The sequence below is a fragment of the Xanthomonas bonasiae genome, assembly GCF_017163705.1.
Lineage (GTDB): Bacteria > Pseudomonadota > Gammaproteobacteria > Xanthomonadales > Xanthomonadaceae > Xanthomonas_A > Xanthomonas_A bonasiae.
The window spans coordinates 34,839-48,206 of sequence record NZ_JAFIWB010000020.1 but is presented as its reverse complement, the minus strand read 5'-3'; the positions used below and the strand labels follow the sequence as shown (position 1 = coordinate 48,206).

Here is a 13,368-nt window from a genome sequence, read left to right as displayed (position 1 = left end):
TTCGCCAAGGAGAGCAAGGATGAAAACGAACACGATCGGTCGCTGGGTCATCGCCGTGCTGCTGGCATTGCCGGCGTTCGCCAGCGCGCAGGTCAACAGTCTGCCGTCGCAGCCGCACCTGCTGGTCAAGGGCGAGGCGCAGCGCGAAGTGGTGCCGGATCGCTTCGGGGTCAAGATCACGCTGAGTGCAGTGGATGCCGACCCGGGTGCGGCGCGCAAGCGCGTGCAGGCCAATGCGGCGAACGTGCTGGCTGCATTCAAGCAACAGCATGCGCTTGCCGACAGCGTGCAGGCGGCCACGCTGTCGATCCAGCCAGAGCAGCGCTACGAAGACGACAAGCAAATCTTCAGCGGGACCCGCGTGCAGCGGACCTTGTCTGCTGATTTCGGCACGCTGGACGATGTGCGCGGCTTGCTCGGCAAGCTGAGCACTAGCGAAGAACTGCAAGTGTCCGGCATCGCACCGCATTACAGCGGTGAAGCCGCGCTGCGTGCCGAACTCAAGCGCCAGGCGGCCGAACAGACTCGTACGTCGGCGCAGGCGCTGGCAACGGCCTATGGCGTGCGTCTGGGTGGTCTTTACACCATTTCGGAAGTGGCGCCAGACTTTGCTTATGGCATTCAGGCTGGTCATTGGCCATCAGGGTCGCGCCGCCAAGGTCTAGTCAGCGAGAACTACAGGCCTACGCCACTTCCGATGCCGGCGCCCGCCGCCGAATCCCTCGAAGCCGGCAGCCTCACCCTTTCCGAAAACGTCTATGCGGTCTTCCTGATCGCGCAATGAGTCCCTTGCCATGCTGCTGATGCTCGACAACTACGACAGCTTCACCTACAACCTCGTGCAGTACCTGCAGGCGCTCGGCGCCGAGGTCAAGGTGGTGCGCAACGACGCGCTCAGCGTGGACGAGATCGAGCGGCTGGCGCCGGAGCGCATCGTAATCTCGCCCGGCCCGTGCACGCCGAACGAGGCCGGCGTGTCGCTGCAGCTGATCGAGCGGCTCGGCCAGCGCACGCCGATCCTCGGCGTGTGCCTGGGCCACCAGAGCATCGGCCAGGCCTACGGCGGGCAGGTGGTGCGTGCCGGCACCATCATGCACGGTAAGACCTCGCGTATCCGCCACGAAGGCCGCGGCGTGTTCGCCGGCCTGCCGGACCGCTACGAGGCCACCCGCTACCACTCGCTGGTGGTGGAGAAGACCACGCTGCCGGACTGCCTGGAAGTGACCGCCTGGACCGAAAACGAAGACGGCACGATGGAAGAGATCATGGGCCTGCGCCACCGCCAGTTCCCGGTCGAGGGCGTGCAGTTCCATCCCGAGTCCATCCTCACCGAGCACGGCCACGCCTTGCTGCGTAACTTTCTGGAGCGTCCGCAATGAACCGATGCCTGTCGTTGTTGTTGGTGGCCAGTGCCATCCTGGCCGTGGCGCCGGTCCGAGCCGCTGCGGTGCCCTCGACCATGCAGTGCGCCGACCAGGCCGTGGCGCAGGCGCGGCGCCTGCTGAATTTCCATGTAGGCAACGACGAGCGCGCGGAGGTGCCGGGCCCGGCCCGGCCGCTGCCGTCCATCGCCAATCCGGCCAATGCCAAGCAACGCTTCGACGTCCTGGAAGTGATGGGCTACGTCTACAAGGGCGAGTACCGCATGCGCCTGCTCTATTACCGGATGCGCGAAGGCGACTGTGTGCTGATGGGCCAGGAAATCCTCGAGCACGCCAGTCTTTGAACGTCCAGGAACCGCCATGACGCTGACCCCCCAGCAAGCCCTGCAACGCACCATCGAGCACCGCGAGATCTTCCACGACGAGATGGTCGGGCTGATGCGGCAGATCATGCGCGGCGAAGTGTCGCCGATGATGACCGCGGCGATCCTCACCGGGCTGCGGGTGAAGAAGGAGACGATCGGCGAGATCGCCGGCGCGGCCGCGGTGATGCGCGAGTTCTCGCGCACCGTCGAGGTCGCCGACCGCACCCACATGGTCGATATCGTCGGCACCGGCGGCGACGGCTCGCACACCTTCAACATCTCCACCTGCGCGATGTTCGTGGCCGCCGCGGCCGGCGCCAAGGTGGCCAAGCACGGCAACCGCAGCGTCTCCTCCAAGTCCGGCAGCGCCGACGCGCTGGAAGCGCTGGGCGCGGCGATCGAGCTGCAGCCCGAGCAGGTGGCGCAGGCCCTGGACGCCACCGGCATCGGCTTCATGTATGCGCCGGTGCACCACCCGGCGATGAAGGTGGTGGCGCCGGTGCGGCGCGAGATGGGGGTGCGCACCATCTTCAACATCCTCGGACCGCTGACCAATCCGGCCGGTTCGCCGAACATCCTGATGGGCGTGTTCCATCCCGACCTGGTCGGCATCCAGGCGCGCGTGCTGCACGAGCTGGGCGCCGAGCGCGCGCTGGTGGTGTGGGGGCGCGACGGCATGGACGAACTCTCGCTCGGCGCCGGCACCCTGGTCGGCGAATTGCGCGACGGCGAAGTGCGCGAGTACGAAGTGCATCCGGAGGATTTCGGCATCGCCATGTCGGCCAGCCGCAACCTCAAGGTCGCCGATGCCGCCGAATCGATGGCGATGCTGCTCGGCGTGCTCGACAACGTGCCCGGTCCGGCGCTGGACATCGTCGCCTTCAACGCCGGCGCGGCGCTGTACGTGGCCGGCGTGGCGGCCGATATCGGCGCCGGCATCGGCTTGGCACGCACGGCGATCGCCGACGGCCGCGCGCGCGCCAAGCTCGATGCGTATGTGGCGTGTACGCGGCGCTTGGCGGGTCTGCAGGACGCGGCGTCCGCTGCCGGCTGAACGCGACGGAGCGGCAAAACGGTCGCCGCGTCGCCGCCGCGGCCATCCATGCCGTCGGCAATGCAGGCTTGGTGCGCGCCATGTCGTTCGCGCGTCATGCGGATGAGCGAATGTGCCGGTGGCGATGCGGGTGCAGGGCGGTGCGCTGGCCGGCGCGATAAGCTGCTGTCCGCTGCGCATCGGCGGCGCACCCCGACACGAGGATTTGCATGGCCAACCGATCCTATCTCTACAGCCTCGGCAACCGGCCGACGTCCTACTACGACCGGCCCGACACCATTTCCAGCCTCTCGGAGTGGGCATACGACGTGCCGTTCGTGTACCGGCTGCTGATGTCGGCCGATCCCCAGCTATGCGCCTCGCTCGTGGCGGAAGGCCTGGATGACGACGAGGACGATGACGAGAACAACGACGAAGATGTCGTTGAAGCCGCCGATCAGGAGGCCGACGAGGGTGAAGACGAAGACGAAGACGAAGACCAGCCCCCGCGCCTGCATGCGATCAGCAGTCCGTTCGCGCCGGGCCTGGAGCGGCTCAGGCGCTTCGCCGAGATCGTGAAGGTGATCGCGGCGACGGCTGCGCCTGCCGCACCGCCCGCTCCGGCGCCGATCGCCGCGCCACCACCGGTGTCCTGGCTGGGGCGTCTCGCGCGGATGCTCTCGGCGACGCCGGTATCGGCACCGATCGCGGCGCCGGTGCGCGCGCCTGCGACGGTCGAGCACTTGCCGGGCTGGCTGGACGAAACGATCGCCTTCCTGGAAGAGAACCGCGACGCGTTCCTGCTGCTGGAGACCGTCGAGCTGGACATGATGTCGGCGGCCGAAGAAGCGGAACTGCGCGCATGCGTCGAGGAGGAGATCGAACGCTGCCGCGCCGTCGGCGCCGCCTTCGAGGCCCTGCCGGCCGACACCCACGAGGCGGCGCGCCTGCTGCGCCGCCTGGCTGTCGAAGAGGGCGCACCGCCGCTCGATGTCTTCCACGGCCTGCGCTTCGACGACGACTGCGACAGCACGCGCACCGGCGCCACCGAGCGGCCGCTGGGACTCACCAACTGGTCCGAGGTGCTGTACTTCGAATTGTCCGACCGGGAGGCGTTCGACGCACGCGAGGCCAGGGACTGACGCGGCAGACTCCAGCGCACCTAGCTGCCGACCGCTACCTGAAGCCCGGTTGTCACCGCGTTGCCGACTGCGGCGCCAGGCTCGAACCAACGCGGATCTACGCATTGAGGCGCTTGGCGGCCATCGCGGTGCGCTTGTCGGCGGCAACCGGCCATGCCGCTGGCCGAATCCCGAATCCCGAATCCCGAATCCCGAATCCCGGCCCATACTCCGGCCTTCACCATCTTGACCGATAATGCCCGTCCCCCAGGATCCAAGCCCTATGAGCAGCGACATCCTCCGCACCATCCTCGCCCGCAAGGCCGAAGAGATCGCCGCGCGCAGCGCGCGCGTGCCGCTGTCCGAGCTGATGGCGCGCGCCGAGGCGGCGCCGCCGGTGCGCGGTTTCGCGCGCGCGCTGCAGGCCGCGATCGCCGCCGGCGACCCCGCGGTGATCGCCGAGGTCAAGAAGGCCAGCCCATCCAAGGGCGTGATCCGCGCCGACTTCCACCCGGCCGATATCGCGGTCAGCTACGAATTCGGCGGCGCCGCCTGCCTGTCGGTGCTGACCGACGAGGACTTCTTCCAGGGTCACGACCGCTATCTGCAACAGGCGCGCGAGGCGTGCACGCTGCCGGTGCTGCGCAAGGACTTCGTCATCGACCCGTACCAGGTGTATGAGGCGCGCGCGCTCGGCGCCGACTGCATCCTGCTGATCGTTTCCGCGCTCGACGACCTGCAGCTGGCCGAACTGTCGGCGCTGGCGCTGCAACTGGGCATGGACGTGCTGGTCGAAGTGCACGACATCGACGAACTGGAACGCGCGATCCAGGTGCCGGTGCCGCTGATCGGCATCAACAACCGCAACCTGCGCACCTTCGAGGTGTCGCTGCAGACCACGCTGACAATGCAGGACGCGGTGCCGCGCGATCGCCTGCTGGTCACCGAGAGCGGCATCCTCGGCCCGGCCGACGTGGCGACGATGCGCGCGGCCGGCGTGCACGCGTTCCTGGTCGGCGAAGCCTTCATGCGCGCCGAGGAACCCGGCGAGGCGCTGCGCCAGCTGTTCTTCGAACCATGAGCGAGGCCTATCCCGCGCCGCGCGCCGATGCGCCGCTGGTGGTGTTCGATTTCGACCACACGCTGTACGACGGCGACTCGGGCAGCCACCTGTTCGCCTGGCTGATCCGGCGCAATCCGGTGCGCCTGGCCGCCGCGCTGCTGGCCACGCCGCTGCTGGGGCCGCTGGTGGCGATGCTGCCGACCCGGCGCACCGGCATCTCCGGCTACGTGTGGATCGCCAGCTTCGGCCTGCACCGCGCCCGCGAGTTCAATCGGGTGATCGACCAGTACGTGCTGCAGCACGAGGCGCGGATCCGCCAGCGCCTGCTGCCGCACGCGCTGGAGGTGTTCGCCCGGCACCGCGCCGCCGGCGACCGGGTGGTGGTCGCCACCGGAGCGCCGCCGGAACTGGCGCGCGCCATCCTCGGCTTCGTCGCCCACCAGGACGTGCCGGTGGTCGGCAGCCTGATCGGCCCGCGGCTGGGCGCGGTCACCGCCACTCGCCACTGCCACAACGAAGAGAAGATGCGCATGCTGCGCGAGCTGGGCTATGGCGAGATCGCCACCGCCTACTCCGACAGCACCGCCGACCTGCCGCTGCTGCACGCCGCCGCGGTGCCGGTGGTGGTCAATCCGAAGGCCTCGGCCGTGGCCCGTTTCCGCCGCGAACTGCCCTCCGGCACGCCGATCCTGAACTGGGGTTGCCGCGACCGCGCTGGCGACGCCTCGCCGCAATAACGGGCTAAGCCCACCAGCGATGCAGCGTGCTGCCGATCTGGTACAGGCTGATCCCTAGCACCAGCAGGCCCACCGCCACCAGCACCCAGCGTTCGCGCACCCGCTTGACCAGCACCGCCGCCAGCGGCGCGGCCAGCATGCCGCCGACCAGCAGCCCGAGCACGATGTCCAGGTGCTGGACGCCCATCGTCAGCAGGAAGGTCAGCGAGATCGACAGCGTCACCAGGAATTCGGCGGCATTGACCGTGCCGATCGTGGTGCGCGCCTGGCCGCCGCGCGCCAGCAGGGTCGAGGTCGCCACCGGCCCCCAGCCGCCGCCGCCGCTGGCGTCGAGCAGGCCGGCGACGAAGCCCAGCAGCGGCACCCGCTGCACCTGCTGCCGCGGCAGCGCACGGCCGGCGGCGCGCAACAGGATCAGCACCGCCAGGCCCAGCAGATACAGATGCACGAACGGACGGATCATGTCGCCCGGCAGCTGGGTCAGTACATAGGCGCCGAGGATGCCGCCGGCCATGCCCGGCAGCGCCAGGCGCAGGAACAGGCGCTTGTCGACATTGCCCAGCGCCAGGTGCGACAGGCCCGAGGCGCCGGTGGTGAAGACTTCGGCGCTGTGCACGCTGGCGCTGACCGCCGCCGGCGGCAGGCCCATACTCAGCAGCACGGACGAGGACACCAGGCCGAAGGCCATGCCCAGCGCGCCATCGACCAGCTGCGCCGCCAGGCCGACCAGCACGAACCAATAGAAGGTCTCGCTCAGAACCATCGCGGTGGACCGCCGCCGCTAGCGCGGCGCGCGGTCGCGGCCTTGCGCTCAGCGCGCGCCGTACAGCACCACGGTCTTGCCACGGGCGTGCAGGATGCCGTCGACCTGCAGCTTCTTCAGCACCCGCCCGGCCATCTCGCGCGAGCAGCCGACCAGCCGCGCCAGCTCCTGCCGCGAGACGCGCAGCTGCATGCCCTGCGGGTGGCTCATCGCCTCCGGCTCCTGCGCCAGGTCGTGCAGGGTACGCACGATGCGGTCGGTGACGTCCAGGAATGCCAGGCGGCTGGCCTTGCGCGAGGTGTCGAGCAGGCGCTTGGACAGCTGCACGCCGATCGCGTACAGCACCCGCGGCGCATCGGCCGACAGCGAGCCCAGGAACAGCTGGTGCAGCCGTTCGTAGCTGATCTCGGCCAGTTCGCATGGAGTGCGGGTGCGCAGGATCACCTCGCGCTGGTCCGATTCGATGAACAGGCCCATCTCGCCGACGAACTCGCCGCTGCCGAAATAGCCCAGCACCAGCTCGCGGTCGTCATCTTCCTCGGCGATGATGCTGACCGAGCCGCTGACGACGTAGTACAGGGTGCCGGCCGGATCGCCGGGCCTGAACACGTCGGTCCGCGCCGGATAGCGACGCCGATGGCTGTGCGCCAGGAAGCGGTCGATGGTGGCGGTGTCCAACGTCAGAGGACTTGGAGCGATGCGCACAGGTGTTGCAGTGGAGGTGTTTCCGGGACTCATGGCGGCTTCGCTACTACGTGAGTCCCGAAGCTTAACGGGACGCGTTGTCTGCGGCAAACGAGCGCCAATCCCCACGTTTCGCTACGGGCGCGTTTGGCCCATAATTGCTGCCCTTTCTACCCCATCCATCTTTTAGAGGATTCACGCCCGTGGTCAAGCCGTTGCCTCGCCTGAGGCTGCAAGGTTTCAACAACCTCACCAAGGCGTTGAGCTTCAACATCTACGACGTCTGCTACGCGGTTTCCGAAGAGGAGCGCCAGCGCTACATCGAGTACATCGACGAGCAGTACGATGCCGACCGACTGACCGAGATCCTCACCGATGTGGCCGAGATCATCGGCGCCAACATCCTCAACATCGCGCGCCAGGACTACGATCCGCAGGGCGCCTCGGTGACCATCCTGATCTCCGAAGAGCCGGTGATCGACAAGAAGCTGGCCGGCAAGGAGATCATCTCCGACGCGGTGGTCGCGCACATGGACAAGAGCCACATCACCGTCCATACCTACCCGGAAACCCACCCGCAGCACGGCATCGCGACCTTCCGCGCCGACATCGACGTCGCCACCTGCGGGGTGATCTCGCCGCTGAAGGCGCTCAATTACCTGATCGAGCGGCTGGAATCGGACATCGTGATCATGGATTACCGTATCCGTGGCTTCACCCGCGACGTGAAGGGCAAGAAGCACTACATCGACCACAAGATCAATTCGATCCAGAACTTCCTGGCCAAGAACATCAAGGCGCGTTACGAGATGTTCGATGTCAACGTCTACCAGGAGAACATCTTCCACACCAAGATGCACCTGAAGGACTTCGATCTGGACCAGTACCTGTTCGAGGAAAAGGCCAAGAACCTCTCGTTCAAGGAGCGCATGCGGATCGAGGCGCTGCTCAAGCGCGAGATCGAGGAACTGTTCCACGGTCGCAATCTGGCCGAGTAGCACGTCACATTCGGCGGGACGGCCCGCCCCGCGGCGTTTGCGCTGCGACCCCTGCCGACGGCGGCCCGATGTGCAGACATCGGGCCGTTTTTGTTTTTATTTGTCTACGGAGACAGACAATGCCATGGATCTACCTGCTGCTCGCCGGCCTGTTCGAAATCGGCTTCGCGCTCGGACTCAAGTACAGCGAAGGCTTCACCCGGTTGTGGCCGACGCTGGGCACGCTGGCCGGCGCCGGCATCAGCCTGTGGCTGTTGACCCAGGCGCTGAAGCACATCCCGCTGGGCACGGCGTATGCGATCTGGACCGGGATCGGCGCGTTGGGCACCGCGGCGCTGGGCATCGCGCTGTTCGGCGACAGCGCCTCGCCGGCGCGGCTGGCCTGCATCGGGCTGATCGTGGCCGGCGTGATCGGCCTGAAGCTGGTCCAGCCCTGAGCGCTGCCGGGTTCGCCGCCTGAGAAGCAAGCCCATGCCCTAACGCGTGGGGGGGGCGCAGCGGCGCCTGCGCGGCGCGCGCGGTCCGAAACCGCTCAGGCCACGGCGGGACGACGGCGGCGCGTGCCGAGCACGCGTCCGATCAGCACCTGGTGTGCGGCTGCGGCCAGCAGCGCGGCGATCGACAGCGCGATCGCCAGGCGGGTCAGCACGCCGCCGAGGTTGCCGGCGTGCTGCAGCTGGTCGAGGCGGCCGAAGCGCGACGGGTCGGCATTGGCGTAGGCGATCTCCACCGTGGCGCCGTCGAGCAGCAGCGGCGCGGCCTCGGCGCCGCTGGCCTCGAACGTGCCACGGTGCAGTCGGCCCTTGCTCTCGAAGACATAGTGGAAGCGGTAATGCACCAGCGGCTCGGCATGCACGCCGAAGGCGCCGTCGGCGATCACCGGCACCGTGGCCACCGAGTGGTCGGACAGGATCGCGCTGGCGTGGCGGTAGTCGCCGAGCAGGTGGTACAGCAATGCGCCGCCACCGAGCGCGAACAGGCTGGCGAACAGCAGGCGCGAGAGCCAGCGGGTCCGTGGCGAGGCAATGTGGATGGAGCGTGCGGGCATGTCGGTCGAAAATGCGCGCGCGAGCGGCATGGCTCGGCGCAGTGCTGCGGCGGAGACGGGCGGTGCCGGGATGGAACCGCCGGTCGCCGGAACAGGGCAAGCCGACGTGGAATCAGTCAGCTTTCGTTCACTTTAACCCGAATGCACCGGCAATGCCAGCGCGAGCGTCCGCGGCACGCGTGCCGCGCCGCGTTCAGAGCCGGTAGGCGACCGCTTTCATCAGCCGCGAGGTCGCGGCCATCAGGCTCGGAATCGGCGCCGGCAAGCGCCGCGCGCCGGCCTGTTCGGCATGCTCGGCATGGCGCGCCTCGTCGGCCTTCATCACCTTGAGTACGTCGCGGCTGCGCAGGTCGGCCGGCGGCAGCGTCTGCAGGTGCTCGTCCAGATGCGCCTCGACCTGGCGTTCGGTCTCCACCACGAAGCCCAGGTTCCAGCCGTCGCCGCGCAGCCCGGCCAGGGTGCCGATCGCATAGCTGCCGGCGTACCAGACCGGATTGAACAGGCTCGGGCGGCTGTCCAGTTCGCGCAGCCGTGCCGCGCACCAGGCCAGGTGGTCGGTCTCTTCCTGCGCCGCCTCCAGCAGGTGCGTGCGGGTCGCCGGATCGCGCGCGACCGCGGCCTGGCCGAAGTACAGGCCCTGCGCGCAGACCTCGCCGACATGGTTGATGCGCATCAGCCCGGCGGCGTGGCGGCGTTCGTCCGGCGCCAGCACCACGTCGGCGGTGGCCGCGGCCGGGTAGGGGCGCTGTGCCGGCGGATTGCCGAACACCGTCTCCAGGGCGCGCTGGGCCTCGACCAGGGCGCGGTCGAGCGGGGTATGCAGGCGGGGAGCCGTCATCGAGGGGCCGGGGCGGTAGGGGATTCGATTTTCCCCTCCGGCCGCCGCGATGCCAAGCGCGGCCGCCGCCCGTGGCGGCTCCGCCAGGGTGGACTTGCAAGCGGCGGCGGCGGCGCGTAGAATTTCGCCTCTTGCGTTTTTGCAATTCACAACGCGTGGCAAAGTTCAGGCAGCCTGCTGCCTGAATCCGCCCGACCAACCGAGTCTTCTAATGAGCACCTTCACCGCTAAGTCCGAGACCGTCCAGCGCGACTGGTATCTCGTCGACGCCGCCGGCAAAACGCTGGGCCGGCTTTCCACCGAATTGGCCCGCCGTCTGCGCGGCAAGCACAAGCCGGTCTATACCCCGCACGTCGATACCGGCGATTACCTGGTGGTGATCAACGCCGAGAAGATCACGGTCACCGGCAACAAGCTCAACGACAAGAAGTACCACCGCTTCACCGGCTACATCGGCAACCTGAAGACCGAGACCTTGGCGCAGGCGCTGGAGCGTCATCCCGAGCGCGTCATCGAGATCGCGGTCAAGGGCATGCTGCCGAAGGGTCCGCTGGGTCGCGCCATGTACCGCAAGCTCAAGGTCTACAAGGGCTCCGAGCATCCGCATACCGCCCAGCAGCCGCAAGTTCTGGATATCTAATCATGGCTATCACGCAAAACTACGGCACCGGCCGCCGCAAGTCCTCCACCGCCCGCGTGTTCCTGCGCAAGGGCACCGGCAACATCACCGTCAACAACCGTCCGCTGGACGAGTTCTTCGGCCGTGAGACCGCGCGCATGATCGTGCGCCAGCCGCTGGAGCTGACCAAGAACACCGAGAGCTTCGACATCTTCGTCACCGCCGCCGGCGGCGGCACCACCGGCCAGGCCGGTGCGATCCGCCTGGGCATCGCCCGCGCGCTGGTCGAGTACGACGAAACCCTGAAGTCCGAGCTGCGCAAGGCCGGCTTCATGACCCGCGACGCCCGCGAAGTCGAGCGTAAGAAGGTCGGTCTGCACAAGGCCCGCCGCGCGACCCAGTTCTCCAAGCGCTGATCCACCGCGCCTGGCGTGGAATCCTTCGGGATTCCCCTGGGAATACGCAAAAGCCCGGCTCCGGCCGGGCTTTTGTCGTTTCGGGGCCGGGTCTGTGTCGCGGCGACCGGCAGTCCATCGAAATGGCGGAGCCAGGCAATGGCGACTGCTGTGGATCGTGCACGTTCGATCGCTGCGCCCATGGCAGCGTCATTCAGTACCGTTGGCAGTCGAGCGCGGCCTGCCCGCAGGTCAAGGCTTTACCTCCAACCTGCATCAAAGTGTCTGGTGAAAAGCCCCCTTGGAGTCCAAGGGGGCGCGCCGACAGGCGCGGGGATGTGGGAGCGGAAGGGTCGGGGCCCACGCCTTGCGCAGCAAGGTGTGGGGCGCAGGCGCGTAGCGCCTGCGCAAACCCCGCGCCAAACAAAAAAGAAAGGCCGATCTTTGATCGGCCTTTCTTTTTTGTTTGGCTGCCCCGGATGGATTCGAACCACCGAATGCCTGAGTCAGAGTCAGGTGCCTTACCGCTTGGCGACGGGGCAATGTCGCAGATTGCAATTATCGCACGCCTGCTGCGTGGACACCATGGTGGCTATGGGTGGACTCGAACCACCGACCCCAGCATTATGAGTGCTGTGCTCTAACCGGCTGAGCTACATAGCCTTGGTGAACCGCCAATTCTTATAGTAAATGGGGCGGCTGTCAACGGGTTTTTGCCGCGCTTGTGGGCCGGCCGCAGCCATGGCAGAGTCGGAGCCAGTAGATTTTTCAGGAGTCCGCATCGTGATCGATCCGGACGGCTATCGACCGAACGTGGGCATCGTGCTGATGCGGCCGGACGGTCAGGTGTTCTGGGCACGTCGCGTGCGCCGGGATGGCTGGCAGTTCCCGCAAGGCGGCATGAATACCGACGAGACCCCGGTCGAGGCCATGTACCGCGAGTTGCGTGAAGAGACCGGGCTGTTGCCCGAGCACGTCGAAGTGCTCGGCGCGACGCCTGGCTGGCTGCGCTATCGGCTGCCCAGCCGCGCCATCCGCCGCAACGAACGCCAGGTGTGCATCGGCCAGAAGCAGGTCTGGTTCCTGCTGCGGATGCAGTGCGACGAGAGCGAATTGAACCTGGAGCTGACCGAGACCCCGGAATTCGACCATTGGCGCTGGGTCGACTTCTGGTATCCGGTGGAGCATGTGGTGCTGTTCAAGCGCGGCGTGTATGCCCGCGCCCTGCGCCACCTGGCGCCGTTGGCGCAGAGCATCGCCGGGCCGGGCATCCGCGCCATGCCGACCCTGGCGCAGGAAGCGTGGATGCCCGGCAACAACGCCGGCCACGAGCGCCCGCGCAAGCGGCCGCGCAAGCGCGGCGGTCCGCTGGTCGCCCGTATTAATAACGATTAACGGTCGGAATTGACAACCATTCTCACTTTGGTTTGAATGGCGGCAGGCGCAGTCCGCGCCGTCCGCTGCCAACGCCATCGTGTACGTCTGCATCTGCAATGGGGTCACCGATCGCCAGATCCGCGAAGTCGCCGACGCCGGCTGCCGCACCGTATCCGAGCTGACCATGCGCACCGGTTGCGGTGCCACCTGCGGTTCCTGCCTGGACATGGCCGGCGACCTGCTGGAACGCGCGCTGCTGCGCGACCTGCCGTTGCCCATGCTGGGCGGCATGGCCCGCGCCGCCTGAGAGCGGCGTCCGCGCGGCGCGGATGCGCAGCGGGATGATCACGATTCGCGTTCCTTCACGGCCGCGGCCGATTCGCTAAAGTCTGCGCTTTCCACGCATTAGCGAGCACTGCGATGAAGGGCGACAGCAAGGTCATCGAGTTCCTCAACAAGGTCCTCTACAACGAGTTGACCGCGATCAACCAGTACTTCCTGCACGCCAAGATGCTGAAGAACTGGGGGCTGAAGGAACTGGCCGAACACGAATACAAGGAATCGATCGACGAGATGAAGCACGCCGACAAGTTGGCGGACCGCATCCTGTTCCTCGAGGGGCTGCCCAACTTCCAGGCGCTGGGCAAGCTGCGCATCGGCGAGAACCCGAAGGAAATCCTCGAGTGCGACCTGGCGCTGGAACAGGACGGCACCACCACCTTGCGCGAAGGCATCGCCTACGCCGAGTCGATCCAGGACTACGTCAGCCGCCAGCTGCTGGCCGACATCCTGGAGTCGGAGGAAGAGCACATCGATTGGCTGGAAACCCAGCTCGATCTGATCGGCCGCATCGGCGAGCCGAACTATCTGCTGACCAAGCTCGAGGACTGAGCGGCGCTTCCGCTGGCCGTGTTTTGGCCAGCATTCGGGCGGGCCTCGCCCCGC

18 protein-coding genes and 2 tRNA genes are annotated in these 13,368 nt (G+C 67.3%); 14 read left to right on the top strand and 6 right to left on the bottom strand.

What is annotated here, in order from left to right:
* Window positions 1-19: 19 nt before the first annotated feature.
* The 7 genes from JR064_RS15895 (at window position 20) to JR064_RS15865 (ending at window position 5,701) form a co-directional block, all read left to right on the top strand.
* Window positions 20-784, top strand: a complete 765-nt coding sequence (locus tag JR064_RS15895; RefSeq protein WP_206230389.1) for an SIMPL domain-containing protein — start codon at window positions 20-22, stop codon at window positions 782-784.
* 10 nt (window positions 785-794) lie between these two features.
* Entirely contained in the window at window positions 795-1,379 is a 585-nt protein-coding gene (locus tag JR064_RS15890; protein WP_179569167.1) for an anthranilate synthase component II, read from the top strand.
* Complete coding sequence (locus JR064_RS15885) at window positions 1,376-1,726, top strand: hypothetical protein (protein ID WP_206230388.1); 351 nt, start codon at window positions 1,376-1,378, stop codon at window positions 1,724-1,726. The genes JR064_RS15890 and JR064_RS15885 overlap by 4 nt, the downstream gene beginning before the upstream one ends.
* Before the next feature lie 16 nt (window positions 1,727-1,742).
* Entirely contained in the window at window positions 1,743-2,801 is a 1,059-nt protein-coding gene (trpD, locus tag JR064_RS15880; RefSeq protein ID WP_179569163.1) for an anthranilate phosphoribosyltransferase, read from the top strand.
* Window positions 2,802-3,010: 209 nt separating this feature from the next.
* Window positions 3,011-3,922, top strand: a complete 912-nt coding sequence (locus JR064_RS15875) for a DUF7822 domain-containing protein (RefSeq protein WP_206230387.1) — start codon at window positions 3,011-3,013, stop codon at window positions 3,920-3,922.
* A 262-nt stretch (window positions 3,923-4,184) separates the two neighbouring features.
* Window positions 4,185-4,982, top strand: a complete 798-nt coding sequence (gene trpC, locus JR064_RS15870; protein WP_206230386.1) for an indole-3-glycerol phosphate synthase TrpC — start codon at window positions 4,185-4,187, stop codon at window positions 4,980-4,982.
* On the top strand, window positions 4,979-5,701 hold the full coding sequence (locus tag JR064_RS15865; protein ID WP_179569157.1) for a haloacid dehalogenase-like hydrolase: 723 nt from the start codon (window positions 4,979-4,981) through the stop codon (window positions 5,699-5,701). The genes trpC and JR064_RS15865 overlap by 4 nt, the downstream gene beginning before the upstream one ends.
* 4 nt (window positions 5,702-5,705) lie before the next feature.
* Here JR064_RS15865 and JR064_RS15860 read toward each other — a convergent pair whose 3' ends face one another.
* Both JR064_RS15860 and crp read right to left on the bottom strand, forming a co-directional pair.
* Window positions 5,706-6,464 carry a sulfite exporter TauE/SafE family protein gene (locus JR064_RS15860; RefSeq protein WP_206230385.1) on the bottom strand — a complete coding sequence of 253 codons (759 nt, stop codon included), beginning with the start codon at window positions 6,462-6,464 and terminating at the stop codon, window positions 5,706-5,708.
* Window positions 6,465-6,512: 48 nt separating this feature from the next.
* Window positions 6,513-7,202 (bottom strand): cAMP-activated global transcriptional regulator CRP, encoded by a 690-nt coding sequence (gene crp / locus JR064_RS15855; RefSeq protein WP_046979198.1) that lies wholly within the window; start codon window positions 7,200-7,202, stop codon window positions 6,513-6,515.
* 149 nt (window positions 7,203-7,351) lie between these two features.
* On the opposite strand from crp, the gene speD reads away from it, so the two are divergent.
* Entirely contained in the window at window positions 7,352-8,146 is a 795-nt protein-coding gene (gene speD / locus JR064_RS15850) for an adenosylmethionine decarboxylase (protein WP_003476431.1), read from the top strand.
* Between the two features lie 119 nt (window positions 8,147-8,265).
* Window positions 8,266-8,583, top strand: a complete 318-nt coding sequence (locus tag JR064_RS15845; RefSeq protein ID WP_206230384.1) for a DMT family transporter — start codon at window positions 8,266-8,268, stop codon at window positions 8,581-8,583.
* A 95-nt stretch (window positions 8,584-8,678) separates the two neighbouring features.
* On the opposite strand, the gene JR064_RS15840 is transcribed toward JR064_RS15845, so the two are convergent.
* Together JR064_RS15840 and coq7 are read right to left on the bottom strand one after the other, a co-directional pair.
* Entirely contained in the window at window positions 8,679-9,194 is a 516-nt protein-coding gene (locus JR064_RS15840; protein WP_241093113.1) for a hypothetical protein, read from the bottom strand.
* A 193-nt stretch (window positions 9,195-9,387) separates the two neighbouring features.
* Window positions 9,388-10,032, bottom strand: coding sequence for a 2-polyprenyl-3-methyl-6-methoxy-1,4-benzoquinone monooxygenase (coq7, locus tag JR064_RS15835; RefSeq protein WP_206230383.1), 645 nt, complete (start codon window positions 10,030-10,032; stop codon window positions 9,388-9,390).
* 211 nt (window positions 10,033-10,243) lie between these two features.
* Between coq7 and rplM the strand changes: the two genes are divergently transcribed.
* A complete protein-coding gene (rplM, locus tag JR064_RS15830) occupies window positions 10,244-10,672 on the top strand; it encodes a 50S ribosomal protein L13 (RefSeq protein WP_003470250.1) in 429 nt (142 codons plus the stop codon).
* Between the two features lie 2 nt (window positions 10,673-10,674).
* Complete coding sequence (gene rpsI, locus JR064_RS15825; protein ID WP_003470251.1) at window positions 10,675-11,067, top strand: 30S ribosomal protein S9; 393 nt, start codon at window positions 10,675-10,677, stop codon at window positions 11,065-11,067.
* A gap of 446 nt (window positions 11,068-11,513) precedes the next feature.
* Here the strand turns inward: rpsI and JR064_RS15820 are convergent.
* Window positions 11,514-11,588: transfer RNA gene (locus JR064_RS15820), tRNA-Gln, on the bottom strand.
* Between the two features lie 44 nt (window positions 11,589-11,632).
* A tRNA-Met gene (locus JR064_RS15815) sits at window positions 11,633-11,709 on the bottom strand.
* A gap of 120 nt (window positions 11,710-11,829) precedes the next feature.
* Here JR064_RS15815 and JR064_RS15810 point away from each other — a divergent pair.
* The 3 genes from JR064_RS15810 to bfr all read left to right on the top strand — a co-directional run bounded on the left by JR064_RS15810 (window position 11,830) and on the right by bfr (window position 13,314).
* Window positions 11,830-12,441, top strand: coding sequence for an RNA pyrophosphohydrolase (locus tag JR064_RS15810; protein WP_179569149.1), 612 nt, complete (start codon window positions 11,830-11,832; stop codon window positions 12,439-12,441).
* Window positions 12,442-12,520: 79 nt separating this feature from the next.
* Window positions 12,521-12,730 (top strand): (2Fe-2S)-binding protein, encoded by a 210-nt coding sequence (locus JR064_RS15805; RefSeq protein ID WP_206230382.1) that lies wholly within the window; start codon window positions 12,521-12,523, stop codon window positions 12,728-12,730.
* Window positions 12,731-12,843: 113 nt separating this feature from the next.
* Window positions 12,844-13,314, top strand: coding sequence for a bacterioferritin (gene bfr, locus JR064_RS15800; protein WP_145704796.1), 471 nt, complete (start codon window positions 12,844-12,846; stop codon window positions 13,312-13,314).
* Window positions 13,315-13,368 lie beyond the last annotated feature (54 nt).

Bases quoted from the DNA above. Each gene is read 5' to 3' on its own strand.
- JR064_RS15895 (WP_206230389.1), top strand. From the start codon at position 20: ATGAAAACGAACACGATCGGTCGCTGGGTCATCGCCGTGCTGCTGGCA.
- JR064_RS15890 (WP_179569167.1), top strand. From the start codon at position 795: ATGCTGCTGATGCTCGACAACTACGACAGCTTCACCTACAACCTCGTG.
- JR064_RS15885 (WP_206230388.1), top strand. From the start codon at position 1,376: ATGAACCGATGCCTGTCGTTGTTGTTGGTGGCCAGTGCCATCCTGGCC.
- trpD (WP_179569163.1), top strand. From the start codon at position 1,743: ATGACGCTGACCCCCCAGCAAGCCCTGCAACGCACCATCGAGCACCGC.
- JR064_RS15875 (WP_206230387.1), top strand. From the start codon at position 3,011: ATGGCCAACCGATCCTATCTCTACAGCCTCGGCAACCGGCCGACGTCC.
- trpC (WP_206230386.1), top strand. From the start codon at position 4,185: ATGAGCAGCGACATCCTCCGCACCATCCTCGCCCGCAAGGCCGAAGAG.
- JR064_RS15865 (WP_179569157.1), top strand. From the start codon at position 4,979: ATGAGCGAGGCCTATCCCGCGCCGCGCGCCGATGCGCCGCTGGTGGTG.
- JR064_RS15860 (WP_206230385.1), bottom strand. From the start codon at position 6,464: ATGGTTCTGAGCGAGACCTTCTATTGGTTCGTGCTGGTCGGCCTGGCG.
- crp (WP_046979198.1), bottom strand. From the start codon at position 7,202: ATGAGTCCCGGAAACACCTCCACTGCAACACCTGTGCGCATCGCTCCA.
- JR064_RS15845 (WP_206230384.1), top strand. From the start codon at position 8,266: ATGCCATGGATCTACCTGCTGCTCGCCGGCCTGTTCGAAATCGGCTTC.
- JR064_RS15840 (WP_241093113.1), bottom strand. From the start codon at position 9,194: ATGCCCGCACGCTCCATCCACATTGCCTCGCCACGGACCCGCTGGCTC.
- coq7 (WP_206230383.1), bottom strand. From the start codon at position 10,032: ATGACGGCTCCCCGCCTGCATACCCCGCTCGACCGCGCCCTGGTCGAG.
- rplM (WP_003470250.1), top strand. From the start codon at position 10,244: ATGAGCACCTTCACCGCTAAGTCCGAGACCGTCCAGCGCGACTGGTAT.
- rpsI (WP_003470251.1), top strand. From the start codon at position 10,675: ATGGCTATCACGCAAAACTACGGCACCGGCCGCCGCAAGTCCTCCACC.
- bfr (WP_145704796.1), top strand. From the start codon at position 12,844: ATGAAGGGCGACAGCAAGGTCATCGAGTTCCTCAACAAGGTCCTCTAC.